Genomic DNA, 22091 nt, shown 5'->3' on the forward strand with positions numbered 1-22091 from the left:
ACCGTGCCGTCAAACGCGTGCCACCCCGACACGCGACCTTTGACCCGCATGCATAATATCGCCAAAATGCGCTGACTCAAAAACGGGGACCCGCGATGTCGCGCCAGTGCGTCAGCGCGCGCCGCGCGCGCATCCCCGCGGACCATTGCCTTCCATCGCGCCACGCGGCGCCTCGATAGTCATGAACAAGCCGGTCCTGCCTCTGACGTACGAACAGCTCGATCACTGGATCGAATCGCTGCAACCCGTGTTGCTCGCCGAGCATTTCTCGATGGCGCTCGGGATTCTGCGCGGCGGCGCGCCGCTCGCGCTGATGGTGTCGCACGCGGTCGGCGCGCCGGTCGCGTTCCTGCGCTACGACCGCCAGACGCGCGCGGTCGCATGGGATTCGACGCTGCCGATCCCGCCCGCCGGATCGAAAGTGCTGTTGTGCGAGGACATCGCGGGACGCGGTTTTACGCTCGTCGATTGCATCGCGTTTCTGCAGGCGCACGGGCTCGAAGTCAAAACCCTGACCGCCGCGGTCGATGATCTGAGCCGCGCACAGCCCGACTACGCGATCGATGCGCGCGGCTACTTCGCCCTCTTTCCATGGGAGCGCCAGGCGTACACCGAGCGCTACCGCGACGACTGGGCGCGCGTCGAAGCCGGCGCCGCGCCCGCGATGGCCAACGACCACGAGTACGCGGCCTACGCGATCGACCTCGACGGCATCCTGCTGCCCGACGTACCGCTCGCGCGCTACGACGAGGACCTCGCCGCCGCGCTCGCCGAGCGCGACGCGCTGCTGCCGTTCGAGGTGCTGCCCGGCATCGACCTGCAGCAGGTGCGCACGATCATCACGGGCCGCCCGGAGATGGATCGCGCGCGCACCGAAGCGTGGCTCGCGCGACACGGCTTCGCTCACATGCAGTTGGCGATGCGCACGCCCGGCCTGCACGACGACAGCCTCGCCGGCGCGGCCGCGCACAAGGCGAGTGCGGCGCTGCGCGCGGGTGTCACGCACTTCGTCGAAAGCGATCCGGTGCAGGCGCTGCTGATCGCGCAGCAAGCGCCGCTGCTGCGCGTGATCTGGTGGGATGCGCTGACGCGCACGGGGATTTTGGTGAGCGCAAGGGCGTGGAGTTGAGCGCAACGTTCCTTGTGGGCGCAGCGCCCGAACCCCGCCGCTACCTGTCCTTCGCCTCGCGCAGCTGCAAATGCCGCGCGGCCCGCTGCGACGCGACGACGATCAGCTTCATCGTCGCGCGCGTCGCGCCGACGAACAGCTTGCGCGCGCTGCGTTCGTCGAACGCGTCGAAGTCGATCTCGGTGAAGATCACGCACGGCGCCGCCTGCCCCTTGAAGCGGTAGATCGACTCGAACAGCACGTCGCCTTCACGATACTCCGGGTTGCCGAACAGATCGTATTTGCCGGTGAAACTTCGCAGCCGATGCGGTCCGAGATGATCGAGCGCGCTCATCGCCGAGCCCTCGCGACCGCGAAACGACAGCACCGCGATGTCCTGCTTGCGAAAACCGAGCGATAGCGCCTGCGTGATGGCGCGCTTGGTTGCGTCGATACTGCTTTCGGCGCCCTGCGCTTCGTCATAGACCGACACCGAAACCTCGGAGCCGTCGAACGGACTGCCCGACGTAAGTGCCGCGGCCAGCGGCACCGACGCGCCCAGCACGTCGCGCAGATAATCGAGGATGTCGCGAGGACTGCGGTAATTGGTGGTTTCTCTCAGCGTGGTCCAGCCGGGCAACGAGACCGGCTCACGCATGTACAGATTCTGCAGTGGGTCTTCGAGCCACCACCACGCGGCGCCCGGCCGCAGCAGCCGCTCGAGCGCGGCAAACCATGGCTGCTGGAAATCCTGCCCTTCGTCGACGATCAGTACGTCGAATTGCCAGCGCGGTTCGATCGGCGTGTCGGCGAATACGTCCTCCAGTTGATCGAACACCTGCGCCGACCGGAAATCGGGCGCGCGCCCCGCGTCGCGCGCGATCCAGTCGCAAAGCTGGTGATAGTTCGCGACTTTCGCCTCCGGCGGCGCGACCCGCGCGATGTGATCGGCGAGCGGCCGGTTGAAGCACACGTACAACGGCCGCTCGCCGCGCGCGACCGCGTCCTTCATCACCTGCACCGCGAGTTGCGTCTTGCCGGAGCCCGCCGTGCCGATCACGCGCAAACGGAACGGCGCGAATTCGAGCCGCCGGGCCCATGTCGCAAGTCCGCCCGAAAGGCGCGTGACGAGCGTGCCCGCCTGCCCGACGAGCGCGCTCGTGTCGGGCGTCAACGCGAGTTCGTCGGCGAGAAAGTGGTGGATTTTCGCCGCGCAGGGAAGCCGCGGTTCATCGGCCGGCAGCGCTTCGCGGACGATCGCCGCGAGACGCTCGCGCCGCGTAGCGTCGACGATGCGCGCGGGATTCACGCCGGCGATCGCCGCATCCTTGACGATGTGATCGGGACAGTACAGCAGTTCCTCGATGAAATAGGCGCCCGCGCCGAACGCCGCGGTAAAACGCCGGTGCAGACTCTCGATCGTATGCGCGAGCGCGATCGCGACGTTTCGCTCGGTTTGCAGATACACCTTGACGAGCCCCTTCGGCGTTTCGCGCAGAAAGCCGGTCTTCTGCTCGATGATCAGCAGGCGCCCGGCGGGACTCACGATCACGAAATCGGCCTCGCCGAACACGGAGAAGTTCTGGTTCAGGCGCGTCCAATGCACGCCGTGGTAGACGGTGTAGTCGGCGGGCAGTGCCTTTTCGAGCAGCGCGAGCGTTTCACGTTCGCGCGCCGCCGCGCCGGTCGCTTCGAGGCTCTTCCAGTCGTCGGGAACAATGCGGGCCATGCGATGCCTCAATGAGTTGGGATGCGTGTTTTCAGCGGGCAATCCGGAGTGCGGTCATTGTACGCAACGCAATGTCGGCCGGGCGGCCCGTCGCGCAAAGGCGCGCGCATCGTGTATCGTTACCGCCTGAACGCCGCGCACGCCGCGCGGCTTGCCAACCGTAAGAGAAAAGGAATTACCGGATGATTACGATCTGGGGACGCGCCAATTCGGTCAACGTCCAGAAAGTTTTGTGGTGCTGCGACGAACTCGTGCTGCCGTTCGACCGCATCGACGCGGGCCTGCAATTCGGCCGCAACAACGAACCCGACTATCTCGCGATGAACCCGACCGGCAAGATTCCGACGCTGGTCGACGACGACTTCGTGCTGTGGGAATCCAACTCGATCCTGCGCTATCTGGCGATGCAATACGGCGAATCGAGCCTGCTGTATCCGGGCGAGCCGAAACTGCGCGCGAGCATCGACCGCTGGCTGGACTGGTCGCTGTCGACGCTGCAGCCAGTGGAACGTCCCGTGTTCTGGACCCTCGTGCGCACGCCCGAGGCCGAGCGCGACGCCGCCAAACTCGCCGCCGACGTGGAGGCGGTCACCGTCCTGTGGCGCCTGCTCGACACGCATCTGCAGGGCCGCTTCTTTCTCGAAGGCGACAAGTTCACGCTCGCCGATATCGTGATCGGCGCGTACGCGAAGCGCTGGTTCGGCCTCGACCGTTTGCAGCGGCCGTCGCTGCCGAATCTGGAGCGCTGGTATTCGCGTCTCACGACGCGTTCCGGGTTCAAGAAGTATGTGGATTTCCCGTTGACCTGAGCATGGCGCGGGTCGGCTGAAACAGTTCAGGTATGCGCGCGACCCGCAAACTCTTCAACCTTGCTCGCGGGGCCCGACACGATCAGCAGATCCCCCGGCACAACAACCGTGTCAGGCCCCGCGTGCTGGAACTCTTCGCCAGCGCGCCTGACGGCCATGACCATGACACCGAACGCCTCCAGAACGCCGCAATCTGCGAGCGGACGGTTGTGTGTCGGCGCCGGGGCATGAATCGTGGCGACGGCAAATCCTTCGCCGAATTCAATGTAGTCCACGATTCGGCCTGCGATCAGGTGAGCGATCCGTTCACCCATTTCCGCTTCCGGATAAACCACGTGATGCGCGCCGATGCGCTGGGCAATCTGGCCGTGTTCCGCGGTCACCGCCTTCAGCCAGATGTCCTTGATCTGAAGTTCCGTTAGGGCCATCAAGGTCATCAGGCTCGCCGAAAGGTCGCTTCCAATGCCCACGATCGCATGAGGGAAGTCGGCAACGCCTAATTGGCGCAGGGTATTCACGTTGGTCGAATCGGCCTGGACGGCATGCGTCAACCGGTCCGCCCATAACTGCACCTGCTGCTCGTCCCGGTCGATTCCCATCACGTCATGGCCCAGCCGAAGCAGCGACTGGGCCACGGCACAGCCGAACCGCCCCAAACCGATGACGACCACACTGTCGCCTTTCGAAAAAGAGAGCGAAATCTTGAACAGGTCAGCCAACAATTGGATGCTCCTCGGGGTAGCTATATTGCGCACGCCGCTCAACCAGCATTAACGACGTCGCAAAGGTAATGGTTCCAACCCGGCCGACGTACATCAGCGCGATGATCACGAACTGTGCCGGCGCAGGCAAATCACCCGTGATACCCGTTGACAGACCGACCGTACTGAACGCCGAAACAACTTCGAAGATGACCTGATCGGTAGGGAAATCGGTGATGTGCAAAATGATCAGTGTGCCGACCGTGATCATCACGGCACCCAGCGCCACCACGGTAATCGCTTGCCGCTGCGCCGACACGCTGACACGGCGCCCAAACGCTTCGATATCGCCACGCCCGCGGATCTCTGCGATCACCAGCAAGGCCAGAATGGCGATGGTGCCGATCTTGACACCCCCTGCCGTCCCCGCGCTGCCCCCGCCAACGAACATCAGGAAGAAATGCAGGGCCCAGCTGTCATGACGCATTGCGCCGATGTCGAGCGAGTTGAAACCCGCCGTGCGCGCGGATACCGAGGCGAACGCTGCCGAAAGGAGCTTCTCTCCGAACGGCATCGGACCCAGGGTTTTCGGATTGCTCCATTCGAACAGCAGCAACGCAAGAAATCCGCCGAGCAGCAGCACCCCCGTGACCACTAAAGTGAGCCTGGTGTGCAATGAAAGCCGACGGGCACCCCGAAGTTTTTCCCGCAGATCGTACAGAACCGGAAACCCGATTCCGCCGACGACAATCGCGACCATCACCGGTACCAGCATCGACGCGTCGGCGGCATAGCGCATGAGACTGTCCGGGTGAATTGAAAAGCCCGCGTTGTTGAACGCGGAGACCGCATGGAACCATCCACTCCATGCGGCCTCGCCCCATTGGAAGTTGTACCCGAGATGAAGCCTGACCGTCAGCCAGAGTGCCGTGGTCAGTTCAGTGACGAGCGTCACGACGATCACCAGGCGCGCCACGCTGCCGATGTCCCCGAGACGGAGCGTGTGCGTCTCGACCTGGGTGATCAGCTTCGCTCGCAGCGGCAAGGACCGGTTGACCATGAGTCCCAGCAAGGTGGCTGCGGTCATCATGCCGAAACCGCCAATCTGAAACAGCCCGAGGATGACCCACTGTCCAAAGCTTGACCAGTAGGTGCCCGTATCGACAACGACGAGTCCAGTCACGCAGACCGCGGAGGTAGCGGTAAAAAAAGCGCTCAGCCACGGCGCTGCCTCACCTTTGGCCTGCGACAAGGGCAACCTCAAAAGGAGCGTCCCTGCGGCAATCGCAAAGAGAAAGGCTAAGGCTACTGCCCGCGATGGGTGAAGCAGTTGTCTCATCGAGATCCCATCAAACACATTCAGAGACTGACTGACAAAGAATAGGCATTTTTTGCCAGTAAAGACCCTATTTTTCGTTTGTTGTCAGTTGTAAGCCAAATCTGGGCAATGCCGATTCTCTCGACGCTTCGACCGGCGCGGCGCTTGCATCCCGCCTGCCTCTATAATCGACGCATGAAAACCGCCAAGCCCGCCGCGACCGGCCGTCCGGTCGCTCCCACACCTGCCGCCCCCGCCGCCGATGCACACGATCATCGAGCGCATCACGACGTGCACGAGCCGTCGCACGCACATGGCCCGTCGCAGGAAGCGGCTCTCGCACTCGCCGAGGAATATTGCCGCGAACGCGGCGAAAAACTCACGCCGATCCGGCGCAAGGTGCTCGAACTGCTGCTGAACTCGGGACGCGCGACCAAGGCCTATTCGCTGCTCGACGAAATGCGCCAGATCCACGCCGGCTCGGCGCCGCCGACCGTCTATCGCGCGTTGGATTTTTTACTGTCGGCGGGGCTCGTGCATCGGATCGAATCGATCAATGCGTTCACTGTCTGCCATGATCTGACGCAATGCCAGCACGGCATTCTCGTCGTATGCCAGCAATGTGGCAGCGTCACCGAATTGCATCAACCGAAGCTGCGTCAGGCCCTCGTCGCGCAGATCGAGGACGCGGGCTATCGGCTCGCGAGCGACGAAATCGAATTGAAGGGATTGTGTGCCGCCTGTCAGGCGGCCAAAGCGGCCAGCGCGGCCGCGCCGGTGGCCGCGGCGAAATAGCGGCGCGCCACATTGGGTGCGCAACGCTGTGTGACGCGCTGCAAAGCGTCGATGGCCGTGCGCTGCTTCGAGAAACGACATCTCCCCGCCGCGCGCCGGCCTGCTCTGTCTAAAACCCGCTCCCACGAGAGCCGCTGCGAAGCGTCGATCAACCCGCCGCGCGGGCGTCGATCGCGTCGTGCAGCAGCGTCACGAGCGCTTCGGGTAACGCAGGTTTGGTCATGAAATGCTGGAAGCCTTCGCCGATGCTGCGCAGGCGGTATGCGTCGTCGGTATGGCCGGTGAGGGCCACCGCCACCGAGGGGGAATGACCGCCGCAAATCTCGTGGTCGCGCAGCCGCTGGATCAGATAGAAGCCATCCATGGCCGGCAAGTCGAGGTCGCAGACGACCGCGTCGGGAAGCAACCGCATCGCCGCCACGACGCCCTCTTCCGCATCGGCGACCGCGCAAACCTTCGCGCCTTCCGCCTCGAGTAACAAGGTCAACGATTCCCGGCTGTCCGGGTCGTCCTCCACCAGCACGATCGTGGCCTGATCGAGCCTCATTGCTGCGTTCATCGTATGTTGTTGCTCTGAAAAACCGGTTAGGCTGTCCGAGGGGGCGGAGGTTTCACTTTGTATTTCACTTTGCTGATTGCCGCGGATTCGCGCGGCCAGGGTGTTGCTGTCCATAATTCCGACCCGATTTCGCACACCGAGTTGCAGACAGGTCCGCGCTTGTAAAACATTGCGCAACATCTTCCCGAGTACAACGCTTGCGCACGGTAACGCGCCAAAATTGCACGTCGATGAAAAAACGGCGCTCGACGCGCACCGCGATTTAGCTGCTCAGTGTCCGCAGTTTTTCCGCGGCTCGCCGATCGCCGGCACCCGATGTTCCGGCGCGGTTCGTACGAACCCCGTTCGTACGGCCTTCCCCCGCCCGGTATCGATTCTGTCCTTCGTATTGTTCGCACAACGCGGCGCTGCCGTTCGTTTTGCGTCGCTCGCATCCGACGACACTGCAAGCACGTCGCGTGCCTCGTTGCAGCGGTTCGCGTCTCGTAAAGAAGGGCTCGGTCGCGGTTGCCGATATCGCGGCGATGAATGGCGCTGGCCTGCTAACCGGTGGTGTCGCGGCGCTATCATCGTGGGCGCGCACGCGCGCCTACCGATGCCCCCTCATCTCAACCCGAGGTCAACCGACACCATGTCCGCCACATCGCCCGCGCTTTCCGCCGCGACGCTCGACATCCTTCGTCACGTCAGCACCGCCACGTTGACCACGCAGCTATTCAAGCGCGGTCTGCGCAACACCTTCATGCAGGGCGTCGCGCCGCTCGGTCCGCGGCGCGGCGCGAATCTGGTCGGGCCGGCGTTCACGCTGCGCAACATCCCATCGCGCGAAGACATCGACGTACTGGAGCTATTCGCGGACCCTGAGTACGCGCAACGCAAATGCGTCGAGACCATTGCGCCGGGCCACGTGCTCGTGCAGGATTGCCGCGGCGAGCGCGGCAGCGCGTCGTTCGGTTCGATTCTGTCGCTTCGTTTGCAAGTGCGCGGTGTTGCCGGCATGGTGTCCGACGGCCCGGTGCGCGACAGCGCGACGATCGCCGCGCTCGACATGCCGGTGTTTTGCGCCGGCGCGAGCGCGCCGCCCAATCTGATCCGCCATCACGCGGTCGATATCGACGTGCCGATCGGCTGTGGTGGAGTCGCGGTGTTTCCGGGCGACGTGATCGTCGGCGATGTGGATGGAGTCGTGGTAATTCCGCTGAAGATGGCCGGCGACGTCGCGCAAGCCGCCGCCGGACAGGAACAGCTCGAGGCGTTTCTCACCGAAAGGATTCGTGCCGGCGCCGCGCTGCCCGGCACCTATCCGCCGAACGACGAGACGAAGGCGGCGTTCGACGAGTGGAAGAACAATCGCAAAATCTAGGGCCCTTTCAAAGGACGCGGCGACCGGTGCGCCACACCGGGCGCCAGTTCAATCGCCCTTGCCGGGCCCGATGCCCTGCAGCAGCAACGCCACCGCGTGCCGCGCAATCTCCGCGCCGCCGATACTGCGGCGCAACGGATCGTTGCGCCACAGCTTCGAGGTGGCAAGCGGCAGAATCGTCATGCCGAGCAGCGTGACGAACACGAGCGCGGGTTCGAGCGATGCATTCAGGCGCCCCTCCTTCTGCCAGCGCGCGATCGCCAGCAGCGACGCCTTCTGATGCGCGAAACCAAAGCGCTCATGCATGCGCTGGCGCAGCAGCCCGCCGTCGCTGATCACTTCGCGCACCCACAGCGACGCGAACCACGGGTTGTCGCTCGCGATCTGCACGAGCCGCTCCGTGAGTTGCGTGATTGCCGCGACCGGATCGTCGGGATTCTCCTGAAACGGCAGCCCGAGGCTCGCGCGCAACGGTGCGAAACACTCGTCGATCAGCACGTCGAGCAGTTGATCGCGCGTCTTGAAGTAGTAGTGCACCATCGCGGGCGTGAAGCCGGCCTCGCGGGCGATCTCACCCAGCGATGTCTCGACGATGCCCTGCCTCGCGAACAGCGTCAGCGCGGCGTCGAGCAAGCGCGCACGCTGCGCGGGACCGCGCGCGGCGCCCGACGGCCGGCCGGGGCGGCGGGCGGCCGATCCAGCCGGTGCACTGCTGCCGATATTTGCGGCATGAATATCCGTTGGCGCTGCCGTGAGTTTGGGCTTCGACGCGTCGCGCTCTTTCGCGGCAATTCGCGCGGGCGGCCCCGTATCTGCCACGGCATTGTGCGCCGCGGCGTCGTCAGGCGAGATCCTTGTCATTGCATTGAATTTGACGTGAGAGGCGATGTCACATATATTAATCTCTCAGTTAATTAATTTCAACGCATTGCCGCCATGGAACAACCCGCTACGACCCTGTCAGTCAACCCCGCGCCCGCGGCCGACCATCCGCCGATCCGGCTGCTGTTTCCGGCGCTGCTACTGGTCATGCTGCTCGCCGCCCTGGACCAGACGATTGTCTCGACCGCACTCCCGACCATCGTCGGCGAACTGGGCGGGCTCAATAACCTGTCGTGGGTCGTGACCGCCTACCTGCTCAGTTCGACCATCGTCGTGCCGCTGTACGGCAAGTTCGGCGATCTGTTCGGCCGCAAGATCGTGCTACAGACGGCGATCGTCATCTTTCTCGTCGGCTCGGCGCTGTGTGGCATCGCGCAGAACATGAGTCAGTTGATCGTGCTGCGCGCGCTGCAAGGGCTCGGCGGCGGCGGCCTGCTCGTCGTGACGATGGCGGCGATCGCCGACGTGATTCCGCCCGCTGAGCGTGGCCGCTACCAGGGCGTATTCGGCGGCATCTTCGGTCTCGCCACCGTCATCGGTCCGCTGCTCGGCGGCTTTCTGGTCGAGCATCTGACGTGGCGCTGGATCTTCTACATCAACCTGCCGCTCGGCATCCTGTCGCTCATCGTGATCGGCGCGGTGTTCAAGCCGCACGCGCGCCACGTGAAGCACACGATCGATTACATGGGCGCCGCGTTTCTCGCCGGCGCGCTGACCTGCATCATCCTGTTCACGAGTCAGGGCGGCACGATCCTGCCGTGGTCGTCACCGCAACTGTGGTTCACGCTCGGCATGGGCCTCGCAGCGATCTGGGGATTCATTCACGAAGAACGCAGCGCGGTCGAACCGATCATGCCGCTCGGACTGTTCAAACAGCGCACGTTTCTGATCAGCAGCCTCGTGAGCTTCATCATCGGCGTATCGCTGTTCGGCTCCGTGACGTTCATTCCGCTCTATCTGCAGGTCGTGAAGGGCTCCACGCCGACGCAAGCCGGCATGCAGATGCTGCCGATGATGGGCGGCCTGTTCATCCTGTCGATGGTGACGGGCCGCGTGATCAGCAAGATCGGCAAGTACCGGTTGTTCCCGATCATGGGCACGTTCCTCGTCTCCGTGGCGATGCTGCTGCTCGCGCGCCTGCAGATCGATACGCCGATTCATGTGATGTATCTGTACATGGGCCTGCTCGGCTGCGGCCTCGGCATGGTGATGCAGGTGCTGGTCCTCGCGGTCCAGAACACCGTAGAGTTCAAGCATATGGGTGTGGCGACGTCGGGCGTCACGCTGTTTCGCTCGATCGGCGGCTCGATCGGCGTGGCCGGTTTCGGCGCGGTGTTCTCGAACGGCCTCGCCGGGCGCCTCGAAAAGCTGATCCCGCCCGACACCGAACTTCCGCAGGCATTGGGTCCCGCAGCGATTCATCAGCTACCCGAAGCATTGCGCAACGACTATCTGCATGCGTTCGCGGGTGCGTTGCACACCGTGTATCTGTCGGCCGCATGCGTCGTGGTGCTCGCCTTCGTGCTCGCATGGCTGCTGAAGGATCATCCGTTGCGCAAGCACTGAGCGTACTTCGACGCCTGATCGGGAAGCAGATGCAAACGCGTACCGGCAAGCGCCAGATAGAAGGTCGATCACGAGGCCGCACGCACGACGCGTCGGCCTCGTTGTTTTTTTGGCGCGCTCGCTTCATGCAGCGCGATGCTTCCGGTTACCTTCCATTTGTTGTGAAACAACAGACACATACACTCGTTTCGAATGTATGGCCAGGGTTTCTTCATACCTCCCAATGAGCGGTAGCGCACACAATCCAGGGGCCAACCGCGTTGACGTCCCCCGTGAAACGCCACATATTGGAACCCGTGGAAACGCAGCCGCTGCCTACGTCTCCACGACTTCCGGCGCATGTCGATCGTGATTCCGCGGACAAGGCTCCTGCCTCAACACGATCCGAAGCATGCCTTTACGGCATCGTTTTCCAAAGGTGGGTCCACGGCATGTCCACCCAGACAGCAACCGGCCAAAGTTTCCCCACGCCCTGCAAACGCTGCGGTGGCGCACTGTACCGACAAGTCGACGCCTGCCCCTACTGTGGCGCTGCGCATCCGTTCGACCAGGACGATCCGCACATCCGCACCGGTATTCCAGGCAGCCGTGCGAGCGCCACGCACAAGCCCCTGCCCCGTTTCGACGACGAGCTCGGCACACGGGACGAGCCCGCCATCGCCGCTGCCGCGATGGCGTCCGAACCCCTGTTGCAGACCGAGCCGGTCATGCACACGGCGCTCGTGTCGACCGACACCACTATCCCACCTTACGAAGATCCGATGTATGCGCCGCCCAACACTGCGCAGACGATCTGGCGCGTGCTGTACGTGATCGGCGCGGTAGTCGCAATCGGCCTGGCGTATGTCGCTTATACGCTATTCAGCGACGGCGGCGAATCGGAAGATACAGGCGTGGAGCAGATTACGCCGGACGCCAGAACAACGACCGGCATGATCGCGCCGCTTGTGTCCGCCCCGGTGATTGCTCAAGCACAGACCATGCACGCGCCGGCCGCGGCCAAGCCTGCGCCACCGCCCGTGACCGCACTGGCGGCGAAGCCCGCGCCCGTCGTGCCCGCGGCTCCTGTCATTCCAGCGACACCAGCCGCTCCGCCTGCCGCGCCGCCGATGGCCGCGACGCCCATGCGGCCCGCGCCGCAATTCCACGACGCCGGACAAGCATTGCAGGTCGCGAGGACAGCGTTCCGCGCGAACGATCTGTCCGCCGCGCAAGCCGCTCTCGCCGCCGCGCAAACGTTACAACCCGGAAACAGCGACGCGCAGGGTCTGGCCGATCAGATGCGGCCGCTCGTCCAGCGTCGCGATACTGCACTACAGGCCGCGCAGGCTTGCGTCGCGCAGCAGTCGTGGCCGTGCGCGCGCCAGCACGCGAACGAGGCGCTCGCGATCGACAGCGGCAACGACGCGGCGAAAGTGATCCTCGAGCGCGTCATTCGCGAGACCGGCTGGGCGCCGCTGACTCCGCCGCATGCGGCGACGACGGATGCCGCGCCGGGCGCGCCGCTCGCGCAAGCGCAAGCGCAGGCACCGCTGCCCGTCGGCATGCAAGCGCACGGCGAACTGGTCGTGACTGCAACGAAAGTCGGCGTCGTGAGAACCGCGACGCCGCGGAGCAACTAGCGCTCACGCGCGACGCGACGGTCCGAACCGGGTCCCGGAGACGCAAACTGCTGCGCCGTCGCGCAAAAACATTGCTTCGCATACCAGATCAAATGGCCGCCGTCTGTGCCGATTCGCACATTATCGTGCGTCCTCTGAGCGGAAACAGACGGAGCGACCCTGGCAGCAGTTTGAACATGACAGGGCAACCGGATCACTGGTGCTTCCACGCGCCACGCGTGAAGCGGGATCAACCTGACCGATAGGTAGAAAGATCATGCTGAAGAGACTTCTCGCGGGCTGGCTGGGCCTGGTGGTACTGGTCGTATGTTCGCTGGCCGGCGCGGAACCGGCGCACTACAAGATCGTCACCGGGCCGGAGCGCGGCACATATATCCAGATCGGCAATGACCTGTCGAAATGGGTGGCCCAGCCGGTTGGCATCGACCTCGAAGTGGTGGCGTCGAAAGGCTCGGCCGAAAACGTGCAGCGCATGCGTTTCGAGCCCGGCGTGAAGCTCGCGCTCGTGCAGTCCGACGTGTACCAGGCGTTCATCGACATGGCCAACTCGGGCAACCCCAATGCGGGCACGACGATCCGGCCGCTGCGACTGATCATGCCGCTCTACGACGAGGAAATTAACGTCGTCGTACGGGCGGATTCGCCGCTGAAAACGCTCGCCGACATCAAGGACAAGACCATCAGCGTCGGCCTGCTAGGCAGCGGCACCGCGCAGTCGGCGACGACGCTCTACCGCCTGATGTTCGGCCAGCCGATTCCGGAGCAGAACGTCGTGCATCTGAGCAACGAGGACGCGCTCGCCGCGCTGATCGTGAAGAAGATCGACGTCGCGATCATCGTGGTCGGGCAGCCGGCAAAGCTGTTCAACGACATGAAACCCGACCTGCTGTCACAGTTGCGTCTGTTGCCCGTCGATCCCAACGCGCCGGAGACGAACCGCGCGAAGCAGACCTACTTTCCGACTACGATCCACCAAAGCAGCTACCCAGGCTGGTTGAAGGAAGACGTGCCGGGTCTGACCGTCAAAGCGTTTCTGGTCACCTACGATTACGGCTTGCGCGACACAGTCAGCAATCTGAATCATTTCGCCGACTCGTTGTGCGCGAACTTCGACAATCTGCAGGAGCATGGCCATCCGAAATGGAAACAGGTGAAGCTCGAATTGCCGACGCTCGTTCGTGGGTGGAAGTACTACGGTCCGGTCGAGAAGCATCTGCGCGCGTGTCTCGCGAACCGCAGCGCGGCGATGAGCGCGGCGGCCGCGCAACCCGCGCCGAAACCGCACACGCCTTGCTCGGAAGAAGAACGGATGCTTCTGCTGTGCAAATAACGCTGTAGCGGGGGACCGCGAACGCCTGCTTCGCCTGAGTTCGTCTCAGACCCGCTCGCGCCCCGCGCCGGCCGACACCGTGCACGCTTCCATCGCCCGTTGCAATGCCTCGTACACCTTCGGGCGATTGCATTGCGACACGTTGAAACGCAGAAAGCCCGCCGCCGCTTGCGACGCGCTGAACACGTTGCCCGGCGCGAACACGACGCCCGCCGTCAGCGCATGACGGGCGATGTCGGCGGCATCGAGCGCCCCGGGCAAGCGCGCCCATACGAACAGGCCCGCGCGCGGCCGTGTCCAGATATCGAGGCCCGCATAGCCGAGACGCCTGATGGTCTCTCCCATCGCATCGGCCAGCTTCGCGCGCATCGCCTCGAGATGACGCCGATAGGTACCGTCGACGAGCATCCGATGCACGACGCTCGCCGCGAGCTGACCGTTGCCGAACGATGTCGCGAGCTTCAGATCGATCAACGGCTCGATCCATTCGGCGCGTGCCGCAATATAGCCGCAGCGCACCGCCGCCGACAGCGTCTTCGAAAAGCTGCCGATCGACACGACGCGCGCGAGGCCGTCGAATGCGGCAAGGCGCGGCGCGGCTTCGTCTTCGAAGTCCGCGAAGATGTCGTCCTCGACGATCAGCAGATCGTGCTCGCCGGCGAGCTTCAGCAGCCGGTGCGCAACGGCCGGCGCGAGCGTCGCGCCGGTCGGATTGTGGATCGCCGAGTTCGTCACGTAGAGCCGCGGACGCTGCTCGACCAGAACGCGCTCGAACGCCGCGAGATCCGGTCCCTGCGGCGTGTACGGCACGCTCGCGATCCGCACGCGATGCGCGCGCAACAACGCCTGAAAATTGAAATAGCAAGGATCGTCGATCAGCACCGTGTCGCCGGGTTCGAGCAGGAAGCGGCACACGAGATCGAGCGCATGGGTGCCGCCGTCGGTCAGCAGGATCTGCTCGGGCGGCGCATCGACCCCGTGCGCGGAAAGCCGCCACGCAAGCTGCTGACGCAGCGCGGGCAAGCCCGCCGGGCTCGCGTAATCCGCGAGCAGCGATTGCGGATCACGGGCAACCGCGCGCAGCGCGCGCCGCACGCCATCTTCCGGCAACCACGAAGCCGGCATCCAGCCGCAGCCGGGCTTCAGCGCTTTCGACCCGGTCTCCAGCGACTGCCGCGTGAGCCACAGCGGATCGACCTCGCGATCGAGCCGCGGCCCGAGATCGGCGAGCGCGAGCGGCGGCGCATGGCCCGACACGAAGAAGCCCGAGCCGCGCCGCGCGATGATCACCCCTTCCGCAACGAGACGGTCGTAGCCTTCCACCACGGTCGACTTGGACACGCCGAGCGTGTCGGTCATCGCGCGGATCGACGGCACGCGGGCGCCCGGCATCAGCGAGCGGCTCGCGATACGCTCCCGCAGATTGTTCATCACGAGGCCGACACGCGTGCCCGGCGCCGTCTCGTTGTTCTCGCTTCCCGCCATCTGTACTGCTCCCATGTTCGGTACAGTTTGTACGAGCTGTACTGATCTGTAGCTTAACGTTTACGGCCGCGGCGCGCATCATGAGACTCTTTCAGCGCAGGGATGTTTGCCATGGACAAAACCACCAACGGCTGGCTCAGCGGTTTCGCGGGCGTGCTGATTTTCAGCGGCTCGCTGCCGGCCACGCGGCTTGCCGTGCAGGGCCTCGATCCGGTGTTTCTGACCGTGGCGCGCGCGACGATCGCGGGCATCCTTGGTCTGCTGCTGTTGCTGGTGTTCCGCGAGACCCGCCCGGAGCGGCGCGATCTGCTGCCGCTCGTCGTGGTCGCGCTCGGCGTCGTGGTCGGCTTTCCTTTGCTGACCGCGCTCGCGCTGCGTCATGTGAGCGCCGCGCATGCGGTCGTGTTCATCGGCCTGCTGCCGCTCGCCACCGCGATCTTCGGCGTGTTGCGCGGCGGCGAGCGGCCGCAGCCGGCGTTCTGGCTGTTCTCGGCGCTCGGCAGCGCGGCGGTGGCCGCGTTCGCGCTGCGTCACGGCATCGACGCCTCGCCGCTCGGCGACGCGCTGATGCTCGCGGCGATCGTCGTGTGCGGGCTGGGCTACGCGGAAGGCGCGCGGTTGTCGCGTCATCTCGGCGGCTGGCAGGTGATTTCGTGGGCGCTCGTGCTGTCGCTGCCGTTGATGCTGCCGCTCGCATGGTGGACGCGGCCCCTGTCGTTCGACGGTGTCGGCGCCGCCGCGCTGTGGGGACTCGCGTACGTGTCGCTGTTCAGCATGCTGATCGGCTTCGTGTTCTGGTATCGCGGGCTCGCGCTCGGCGGCATCGCGGCGGTCGGCCAACTGCAGCTGCTGCAGCCGTTTTTCGGGCTGCTGCTCGCGGGCGTGCTGCTGCACGAGCAGGTACCGCCATCGATGATCATCGTCACCGTGATCGTGGTCGCCTGCGTGGCTGGCGCACGGCATTTTTCGCGCGCCGCGCCGGTGCGGCGGCCGGTCTGACGCGGCTCGACCGTCGCACGGCGAATAGACTTTTTCAGGATCGAATTGCGCGAGCCGTGGATCGATATGTCATCATTTCGCAGATTGGCACAACCAGCGCCCCGCGCCGCGACTGACGATGACGACCGCTTTTGCCCAAACCGTCGAAGCCCGTTTTGCCGAACTCACGCCGACGTCGAAACGCGTCGCCAGCTACATGCTCGCGAATCTCGACCGGCTCGGCCTCGAGACCGCCGATCAGATCGCGCAGCAAGCCGGCACCAGCGGTATTTCGGTCGGCCGCTTTCTGCGCAGCGTCGGATATCGCAATCTCGACGATCTGAAACGCGAGCTGCGCGGCACGCAGCAGCGGCCCTGGCTGATCACGGACCGGCTCGACGCGTTCCGCCGTGGCCCGAGCGACTGCGCGCAAACCGGTGAGCTTCATGAACCGAGCGTCGCTGCCGGCTCCTCGCCGCGCGACGCCGCGCTCGCCCAATCGCTCGAACTCGAGATCGGCGCGATCCGGCACGTGTATGAACTCGCGCGCTCGCCGGCCTTCGCGCGCGTCGCCGAGCGCATTGCGAACGCCGATGCGGTCTACATCCTCGGCATCCAATCGACGCGCGGCATCAGCAACGCGTTCTACAGCTATCTCGAATACATCCGCCCGCGCGTGTTCTATTCGGACGGCATGTCGGGTTCCTACGTCGATTCGCTGAACTCGGAATTCAGCACGCCCTATCTGATCGTCACCGACACGCGCGCCTATTCGACGATCGCGCGACGCTATTGCCAGGCGGCCTCGCGCCGCGGCCTGCCGTTCGCGCTCGTCACCGATATTTACTGTCCGTGGGCGCGCGATTTCGACGGCGATCTGCTGCAGGTGACGACCGACGTCGGTCAGTTCTGGGATTCGCTCGCGCCGCTGACGTGCCTGTTCAATCTGCTGATCTCGGCGGTCGTCGAACGGCGTGGACCGGCTATCGACGAACGCGTGGCGCGTAATCGCGAGCTGCAGAGCGAGTTCGATCAATTCGATCTTTGACCCGCTTCAAATCCGCCCCGGCGACAGGCATAGTGAAGACTTCCGCTAAACTGCGCTCGCCTCGACAGGACCCCGCATGAGTTCACCCCGCCCTCCGCTCGACGCCCCGCTAATCCGCGACGCCAGCGAAGCCGACCTCTCCGCGATCCAGGCGATCTACGCGCATCACGTGCTGACCGGTGTCGCGTCGTTCGAAGAAACCCCGCCGTCCGTCGACGATCTGCGCGCGCGGCTCGCAAGCGTGCGCAGCCACGGACTGCCATATATGGTCGCGGAGATCGACGGCGACGTGGCCGGCTATTGCTATGCGACGCCGTATCGCCCGCGCGCCGCCTATCGCAATACGATCGAAGACTCGATCTACGTCAACGACGCGTATCGCGGCCGCGGCATCGGACGCGTGCTGCTGCAGGCGCTGATCGAACGTTGCGAGACCGGACCGTGGCGTCAGATGATCGCGGTGATCGCCGATGGCGGCAGCGGCGGCTCACTGTCGTTGCACGCGCAACTCGGCTTCGAGCTGACCGGCACGTTGAAGGCTGTCGGCTACAAGCACGGCCGCTGGCTCGACACGACGCTGATGCAACGCCCGCTCGGCCGCGGCGCATCGACTGGGCCCGACGACGACTCAAACGCAGCGGGCGACGCCGAACGCACAACCTAACGCGCGCGCGGCAAACGCGTGAACAAGGTCGGATAGTCGATCACGAGACCATCGCTATCCACGCGCAAATTGGCGGTGAATTCGCGAAAAATGCCTTCGTAGCGGTACTCGCCATTCAACTCGATGCACGTGTAGGCCTGCTCGGCGCGCGTGACCTGCAAGTCCGGCGTCGAGATATACGCGACTTCGATCGGCTGACGTTCGCCTTGCGCCAGTTGCAGCCGACGGATCGGCAACGTATTGGTGTACGGCGTCGCCGCGATATCGATGTCGATACAGCCTTCGATCGCGCTGAGCGCGAGGCCGTGCCCGTCGTGCCAGTGGCCGTCGCCATCGCCATGCAGCTCCAGCTCGCCACCGCCGACGATCTTCAGCCGCGCGTAGCGCGTGCGCCAGCGCGCGTCGCAGCGCACCGCGTAATGCAGCCCGTACGCCTTGCCGTAGCGCTGCCCGACCACGACGCTTTCAACGACGAAGCCATCGTCGCGCGCATCGAATACCAGATGTTCGATGCCGTCGCCCTCTTCCGAAGCCCATCGTAATTCACGCATCGGCGTCTCCTCGCGAAACGGCGCAGGAAAGCGCGCCGGGCTCTCATCGTAACGCGAAAGCCCGCGCGCGAGGCAATCCCAACCCAGATCTGGCACCGCTGGCGAGACCAGCGCCTGCGATGCATCAAAATGAAGCATCCAAAAAAAAAGCTGCGCACGTAATGTGCGCAGCTTTGCGAGACTGACGACGCGAAAAAAACGCGTCGATGTGGCGGCAAAACAACGCGCCGCCACGTATTCAGTAACTGTTTAGAACTTGTGGATGATACCCACGCCAACCGCGGTCTGGCTGCGCGACGAGGACGGCGAACCGTTCTGGCCGTCACCGATGCTTGCCACTGCGTTGATGATGGACTTGCCGTTGCCCGACAGCGTCTGGCCGCTAGCGCGCTGATACGCTTCGAGTGCGTACAGGCCGGTGCGCTTGGACAGCGAGTAGTACTGCGACAGGTTGAACTGGCTGTAGCTAGCCGTGCTCTGAATGCCGTTCGACGACGTTGCACGGGTGTAGCTATAGCCAGCGGCCAGGTCCAGCACCGAGATCGGCTTCCAGTGCAGCACTGCGCCACCGGTATTCCAGATCTGCGTGTCGTGGAACAGCGAAGCCTGGCCCGCAGCGTATTGAACGTTCGAGTATGCGAACGAAACGTCCCACTGCGAGTTGAACGCGTAACCACCCGTCACCGCAATGCGCTGCTGCTTCGCTGCGGTCTGGAAGCCGTTGTTGATTGCCGAGACGGACGGCTGAGCGCCGTTGTTCGACGCCGTGGAATTCCACGCGGGGGTGCCAACGGTCGCCGCGTTGTCAATGCGCTGGATACCTGCCGCGAGACCGATCGGGCCGTTCAGGTACTGTGCCGCAACGCTCCAGGTTTGGCCGGCTGCGAAGCTGCCCGCGTTGCCGCCCAGTGCGTACGAACCGCTAACCGTCAGACCGGCAAAGCTCGGCGACGTATAAACCAGTTGGTTGTTCACCCGGAACGTCGTATCCAGCGAGTCGATATCACCCGGATGCGCACCGTATGCACCGGTCAGCCACGTGGTCGGGCTATACGGCGAGAGCATCGTGTAGTACGAGGTGTACCCGCGGCCTGCCGTCACCGTACCGAACTGAGCGTTCGTCAGACCGATCCATGCCTGGCGGTTGAATGCCAGACCCGACACACTTTGCGCGCCAGTTGCGCTGTTAAAGCCTTCTTCCAACTGGAAAATCGTCTTAGTGCCGCCACCCAGATCTTCCGAGCCCTTCAAACCGAAACGGCTGCCTGCCCAGATGCCGTTGATCATCTTGACCTGCGAGCTGCCAGGGACGGTCTGCGGTTTCGCCGCCGTGGTCAGCGACGCCGAGCTGTTCTGCCAACCCAGGCCCGTATCGACGATACCGTAAAGCGTCACGCTGCTTTGCGCATGTGCGCCCAGGGCGACCAACCCCAAGGCCGAAGCTAAGAGAGTCTTTTTCATTTCTACTCCTTTGTTAATAACTTTCTGACGCAGCCTATGCGAGCGCCGCTGAGTGTGGGTAAGACGTTTTTTTTGGATCAGAACACCGGGTGACCGTTGATGATGCTCGGCAACCAGGTCGAGAACCACGGGACATAGGTGACAATATTGATGGCCGAGAAGATAGCGAGGTAATACGGCCACGCCACCTTAGTAGTTTCCCCTATCGACACATTGCCAATTGCGCAACCAATGAACTGCACCGAGCCAATCGGCGGATGCACGAGACCCAATGCGCAGTTCAGCAGAATCATGATGCCGAACTGAACCGGGCCCACCCCGTTGTGCATGGCCATCGGCAGGAACAGCGGGGTTGTGATCAGGATGTGCGCCGCCATGTCGACGAACGTACCGAGGAACACCTGAATCACGTTGATGTACAACAACATCAGCCACGGCAGCGAGGTCGCGCCGTCGAGCATGCGTTCGATCGCCTCCGGGATCTCCAGATAGGCCATCTGGAAGCGCAGCATGTTCGACACACCGATCAGCAGCAACACCACGCCGGTCGTTTTCGCGGCCTTGCCGAGCGCATGGCCGAGCTTCTTCATCGACAGCGAGCGATACACGACGATGGTCAATATCAGCGAATAACCCACGGCGATTGCGGCCGCCTCCGTCGCGGTGGCGATACCGCGCGCCACGCAGAACAGAATGATCGCGATGACCATCAGACCCGGCACCGCGCCGATGAACGTGCGCAGCACCGCCATCCAGCCCGGGAAACGCTGCAGTTCGGTCGAACCGTCGGGACGGCGCGGATAGCCGAACTTGACGGCCTGCCAGTAAGCGGCGATCAGCACGAGGCCCATCACCCACAGCACCGGCAACAGACCCGAGAACAGCAGATCGCCGATCGACACGCCGCTCATCTGCTTGCCGTTCAGCACGCCGCTGACGCCTTGCGCGGCGAACGCGTAGATGATCATGTTGGTCGACGTCGGCATCAGCGCGCCGGCGAGCGACGAGTGCGTGGTCACGTTGACCGCGTATGCGGCGCTATAACCTTCGCGCTTCATCAGCGGGATCACGACACCGCCCATGGCCGACGTATCCGCGGTCGGCGAACCCGACACGCCGCCGAACAGCGTACAGGCGACCACGTTGGCCATGCCGAGGCCACCGCGGAAATGGCCGACCGAGGCCTGCGCGAAACGCAGGATGCGGTCAGCGATGCCGCCATGGAGCATCAGCTCGCCGGAGAAGATGAAGAACGGGACCGCGAGGAACGAGAAACCGTTCATGCCCGAGATCATCGACTGCATCGCGGTCGCGGTCGGCAAGCCTTCGAACAGGTACGTCAGAACGCAGGACAGGCCCAACGCGAATGAAACCGGAACCCCGAGGAAGAGGAAGATTAGAAAACTGGCGGCAAGAAGGGCAAGTTCCATGATGGTTCTACTTTTATTCCGTGGCGGAGAGTTCGAGCGCCGGCTCTTCCCGTTTCCCCGCGAAGAGCTCGAGCAGATGCTCGATCGAGAACAACGCGATGCACACACTCGCGAAGATCGGGATGCAGTAGCGCACGCCTTCCGGCACGCCGATGATCGGAATGCGGTCGCCCATCGTGGTTTCCGCCATCTCGAGGCAACCGACGAAGACCGCCACCGCGAACGCGACCAGACACAGGTGCTGAATCCCTTTCGCGATCACCTGGCCTTTCTCGGGCAATTTCTTGACGAGCGAGTCGAGTCCGATGTGACCGCCCTCGCGAACCTTCAGCGCGGCGCCGAACATCGCGATCAGGATCACCAGCAGCAATGCGATGGGCTCAACGAAATCGGGCGCGTCGCTAAACACGTAGCGCATCACCACGCTATAAATCACGAGCAGGCAAAGCACGGCGAGGCTAAGCGACGCCACGACCAGCAGCACGCGAAAAAGAAAATCATTTGGGCGTTTCAGGAAACTCATGACCCTGTCCTTGCTTACGACCGACCTATGCTTGAGATTCAGCCGTCCCGATGCGACACGATCCGCACGCGCGCGCGAAATCGCACGGCGGAAGGTCTCGCGAGTTTCCTCGCGGGACCATTCACGCCGCTGTTGCGACAAACGTTGCTATTGCTGATTGCGTCCGGGA

20 protein-coding genes are annotated in these 22091 nt (G+C 63.9%); 10 read left to right on the forward strand and 10 right to left on the reverse strand.

Going from position 1 to position 22091, the window contains the following annotated elements:
* Positions 1–181: 181 nt before the first annotated feature.
* Positions 182–1129, forward strand: a complete 948-nt coding sequence (locus tag HDG33_RS23570) for a phosphoribosyltransferase (RefSeq protein WP_184034142.1) — start codon at positions 182–184, stop codon at positions 1127–1129.
* Positions 1130–1169: 40 nt separating this feature from the next.
* On the opposite strand, the gene HDG33_RS23575 is transcribed toward HDG33_RS23570, so the two are convergent.
* A complete protein-coding gene (locus tag HDG33_RS23575) occupies positions 1170–2837 on the reverse strand; it encodes an ATP-binding domain-containing protein (protein ID WP_184034145.1) in 1668 nt (555 codons plus the stop codon).
* Positions 2838–3019: 182 nt separating this feature from the next.
* On the opposite strand from HDG33_RS23575, the gene HDG33_RS23580 reads away from it, so the two are divergent.
* Positions 3020–3646: a glutathione S-transferase family protein gene (locus HDG33_RS23580; protein ID WP_184034148.1), complete on the forward strand. Its 627-nt coding sequence runs from the start codon at positions 3020–3022 to the stop codon at positions 3644–3646.
* Between the two features lie 26 nt (positions 3647–3672).
* On the opposite strand, the gene HDG33_RS23585 is transcribed toward HDG33_RS23580, so the two are convergent.
* Positions 3673–4365: a TrkA family potassium uptake protein gene (locus tag HDG33_RS23585; protein ID WP_090806052.1), complete on the reverse strand. Its 693-nt coding sequence runs from the start codon at positions 4363–4365 to the stop codon at positions 3673–3675.
* Complete coding sequence (locus HDG33_RS23590; RefSeq protein WP_260330573.1) at positions 4358–5599, reverse strand: TrkH family potassium uptake protein; 1242 nt, start codon at positions 5597–5599, stop codon at positions 4358–4360. Before HDG33_RS23590 ends, HDG33_RS23585 begins: the two co-directional genes overlap by 8 nt.
* A gap of 261 nt (positions 5600–5860) precedes the next feature.
* Between HDG33_RS23590 and HDG33_RS23595 the strand changes: the two genes are divergently transcribed.
* Positions 5861–6460, forward strand: a complete 600-nt coding sequence (locus HDG33_RS23595; RefSeq protein WP_184034154.1) for a Fur family transcriptional regulator — start codon at positions 5861–5863, stop codon at positions 6458–6460.
* Between the two features lie 148 nt (positions 6461–6608).
* Here the strand turns inward: HDG33_RS23595 and HDG33_RS23600 are convergent, their stop codons facing one another.
* On the reverse strand, positions 6609–7133 hold the full coding sequence (locus HDG33_RS23600; RefSeq protein ID WP_184034157.1) for a response regulator: 525 nt from the start codon (positions 7131–7133) through the stop codon (positions 6609–6611).
* Positions 7134–7650: 517 nt separating this feature from the next.
* Between HDG33_RS23600 and HDG33_RS23605 the strand changes: the two genes are divergently transcribed.
* Positions 7651–8382: a ribonuclease activity regulator RraA gene (locus HDG33_RS23605; protein ID WP_184034160.1), complete on the forward strand. Its 732-nt coding sequence runs from the start codon at positions 7651–7653 to the stop codon at positions 8380–8382.
* Between the two features lie 48 nt (positions 8383–8430).
* Here HDG33_RS23605 and HDG33_RS23610 read toward each other — a convergent pair whose 3' ends face one another.
* Positions 8431–9243 (reverse strand): TetR/AcrR family transcriptional regulator, encoded by an 813-nt coding sequence (locus HDG33_RS23610; protein WP_184034162.1) that lies wholly within the window; start codon positions 9241–9243, stop codon positions 8431–8433.
* A 75-nt stretch (positions 9244–9318) separates the two neighbouring features.
* On the opposite strand from HDG33_RS23610, the gene HDG33_RS23615 reads away from it, so the two are divergent.
* From HDG33_RS23615 to HDG33_RS23625, 3 genes are all read left to right on the forward strand, one after another.
* A complete protein-coding gene (locus tag HDG33_RS23615) occupies positions 9319–10830 on the forward strand; it encodes an MDR family MFS transporter (RefSeq protein ID WP_184034166.1) in 1512 nt (503 codons plus the stop codon).
* Positions 10831–11261: 431 nt separating this feature from the next.
* On the forward strand, positions 11262–12452 hold the full coding sequence (locus tag HDG33_RS23620) for a hypothetical protein (protein WP_184034169.1): 1191 nt from the start codon (positions 11262–11264) through the stop codon (positions 12450–12452).
* Between the two features lie 256 nt (positions 12453–12708).
* Positions 12709–13782 carry a TAXI family TRAP transporter solute-binding subunit gene (locus tag HDG33_RS23625; RefSeq protein WP_184034171.1) on the forward strand — a complete coding sequence of 358 codons (1074 nt, stop codon included), beginning with the start codon at positions 12709–12711 and terminating at the stop codon, positions 13780–13782.
* 45 nt (positions 13783–13827) lie between these two features.
* On the opposite strand, the gene HDG33_RS23630 is transcribed toward HDG33_RS23625, so the two are convergent.
* Positions 13828–15267, reverse strand: a complete 1440-nt coding sequence (locus HDG33_RS23630; RefSeq protein ID WP_184034253.1) for a PLP-dependent aminotransferase family protein — start codon at positions 15265–15267, stop codon at positions 13828–13830.
* Between the two features lie 111 nt (positions 15268–15378).
* Between HDG33_RS23630 and HDG33_RS23635 the strand changes: the two genes are divergently transcribed.
* The 3 genes from HDG33_RS23635 (at position 15379) to HDG33_RS23645 (ending at position 17957) form a co-directional block, all read left to right on the forward strand.
* On the forward strand, positions 15379–16266 hold the full coding sequence (locus HDG33_RS23635) for a DMT family transporter (RefSeq protein ID WP_184034174.1): 888 nt from the start codon (positions 15379–15381) through the stop codon (positions 16264–16266).
* A 118-nt stretch (positions 16267–16384) separates the two neighbouring features.
* Positions 16385–17293, forward strand: a complete 909-nt coding sequence (sapR, locus tag HDG33_RS23640; protein WP_184034177.1) for a sap1 transcriptional regulator SapR — start codon at positions 16385–16387, stop codon at positions 17291–17293.
* Between the two features lie 76 nt (positions 17294–17369).
* Positions 17370–17957, forward strand: a complete 588-nt coding sequence (locus HDG33_RS23645; RefSeq protein WP_184034180.1) for a GNAT family N-acetyltransferase — start codon at positions 17370–17372, stop codon at positions 17955–17957.
* On the opposite strand, the gene HDG33_RS23650 is transcribed toward HDG33_RS23645, so the two are convergent.
* The 4 genes from HDG33_RS23650 to HDG33_RS23665 form a co-directional block, all read right to left on the reverse strand.
* Entirely contained in the window at positions 17954–18508 is a 555-nt protein-coding gene (locus HDG33_RS23650; protein ID WP_184034183.1) for a putative glycolipid-binding domain-containing protein, read from the reverse strand. The genes HDG33_RS23645 and HDG33_RS23650 overlap by 4 nt on opposite strands.
* Positions 18509–18757: 249 nt before the next feature.
* Positions 18758–19969: a porin gene (locus HDG33_RS23655; protein WP_184034186.1), complete on the reverse strand. Its 1212-nt coding sequence runs from the start codon at positions 19967–19969 to the stop codon at positions 18758–18760.
* A gap of 77 nt (positions 19970–20046) precedes the next feature.
* Positions 20047–21399, reverse strand: coding sequence for a TRAP transporter large permease (locus HDG33_RS23660; RefSeq protein ID WP_184034188.1), 1353 nt, complete (start codon positions 21397–21399; stop codon positions 20047–20049).
* A gap of 13 nt (positions 21400–21412) precedes the next feature.
* Positions 21413–21922 carry a TRAP transporter small permease gene (locus HDG33_RS23665; RefSeq protein WP_035470962.1) on the reverse strand — a complete coding sequence of 170 codons (510 nt, stop codon included), beginning with the start codon at positions 21920–21922 and terminating at the stop codon, positions 21413–21415.
* Positions 21923–22091: the final 169 nt, after the last annotated feature.

It is taken from the genome of Paraburkholderia sp. Cpub6 (assembly GCF_014201065.1).
In the GTDB taxonomy this organism is placed as follows: domain Bacteria; phylum Pseudomonadota; class Gammaproteobacteria; order Burkholderiales; family Burkholderiaceae; genus Paraburkholderia; species Paraburkholderia tuberum.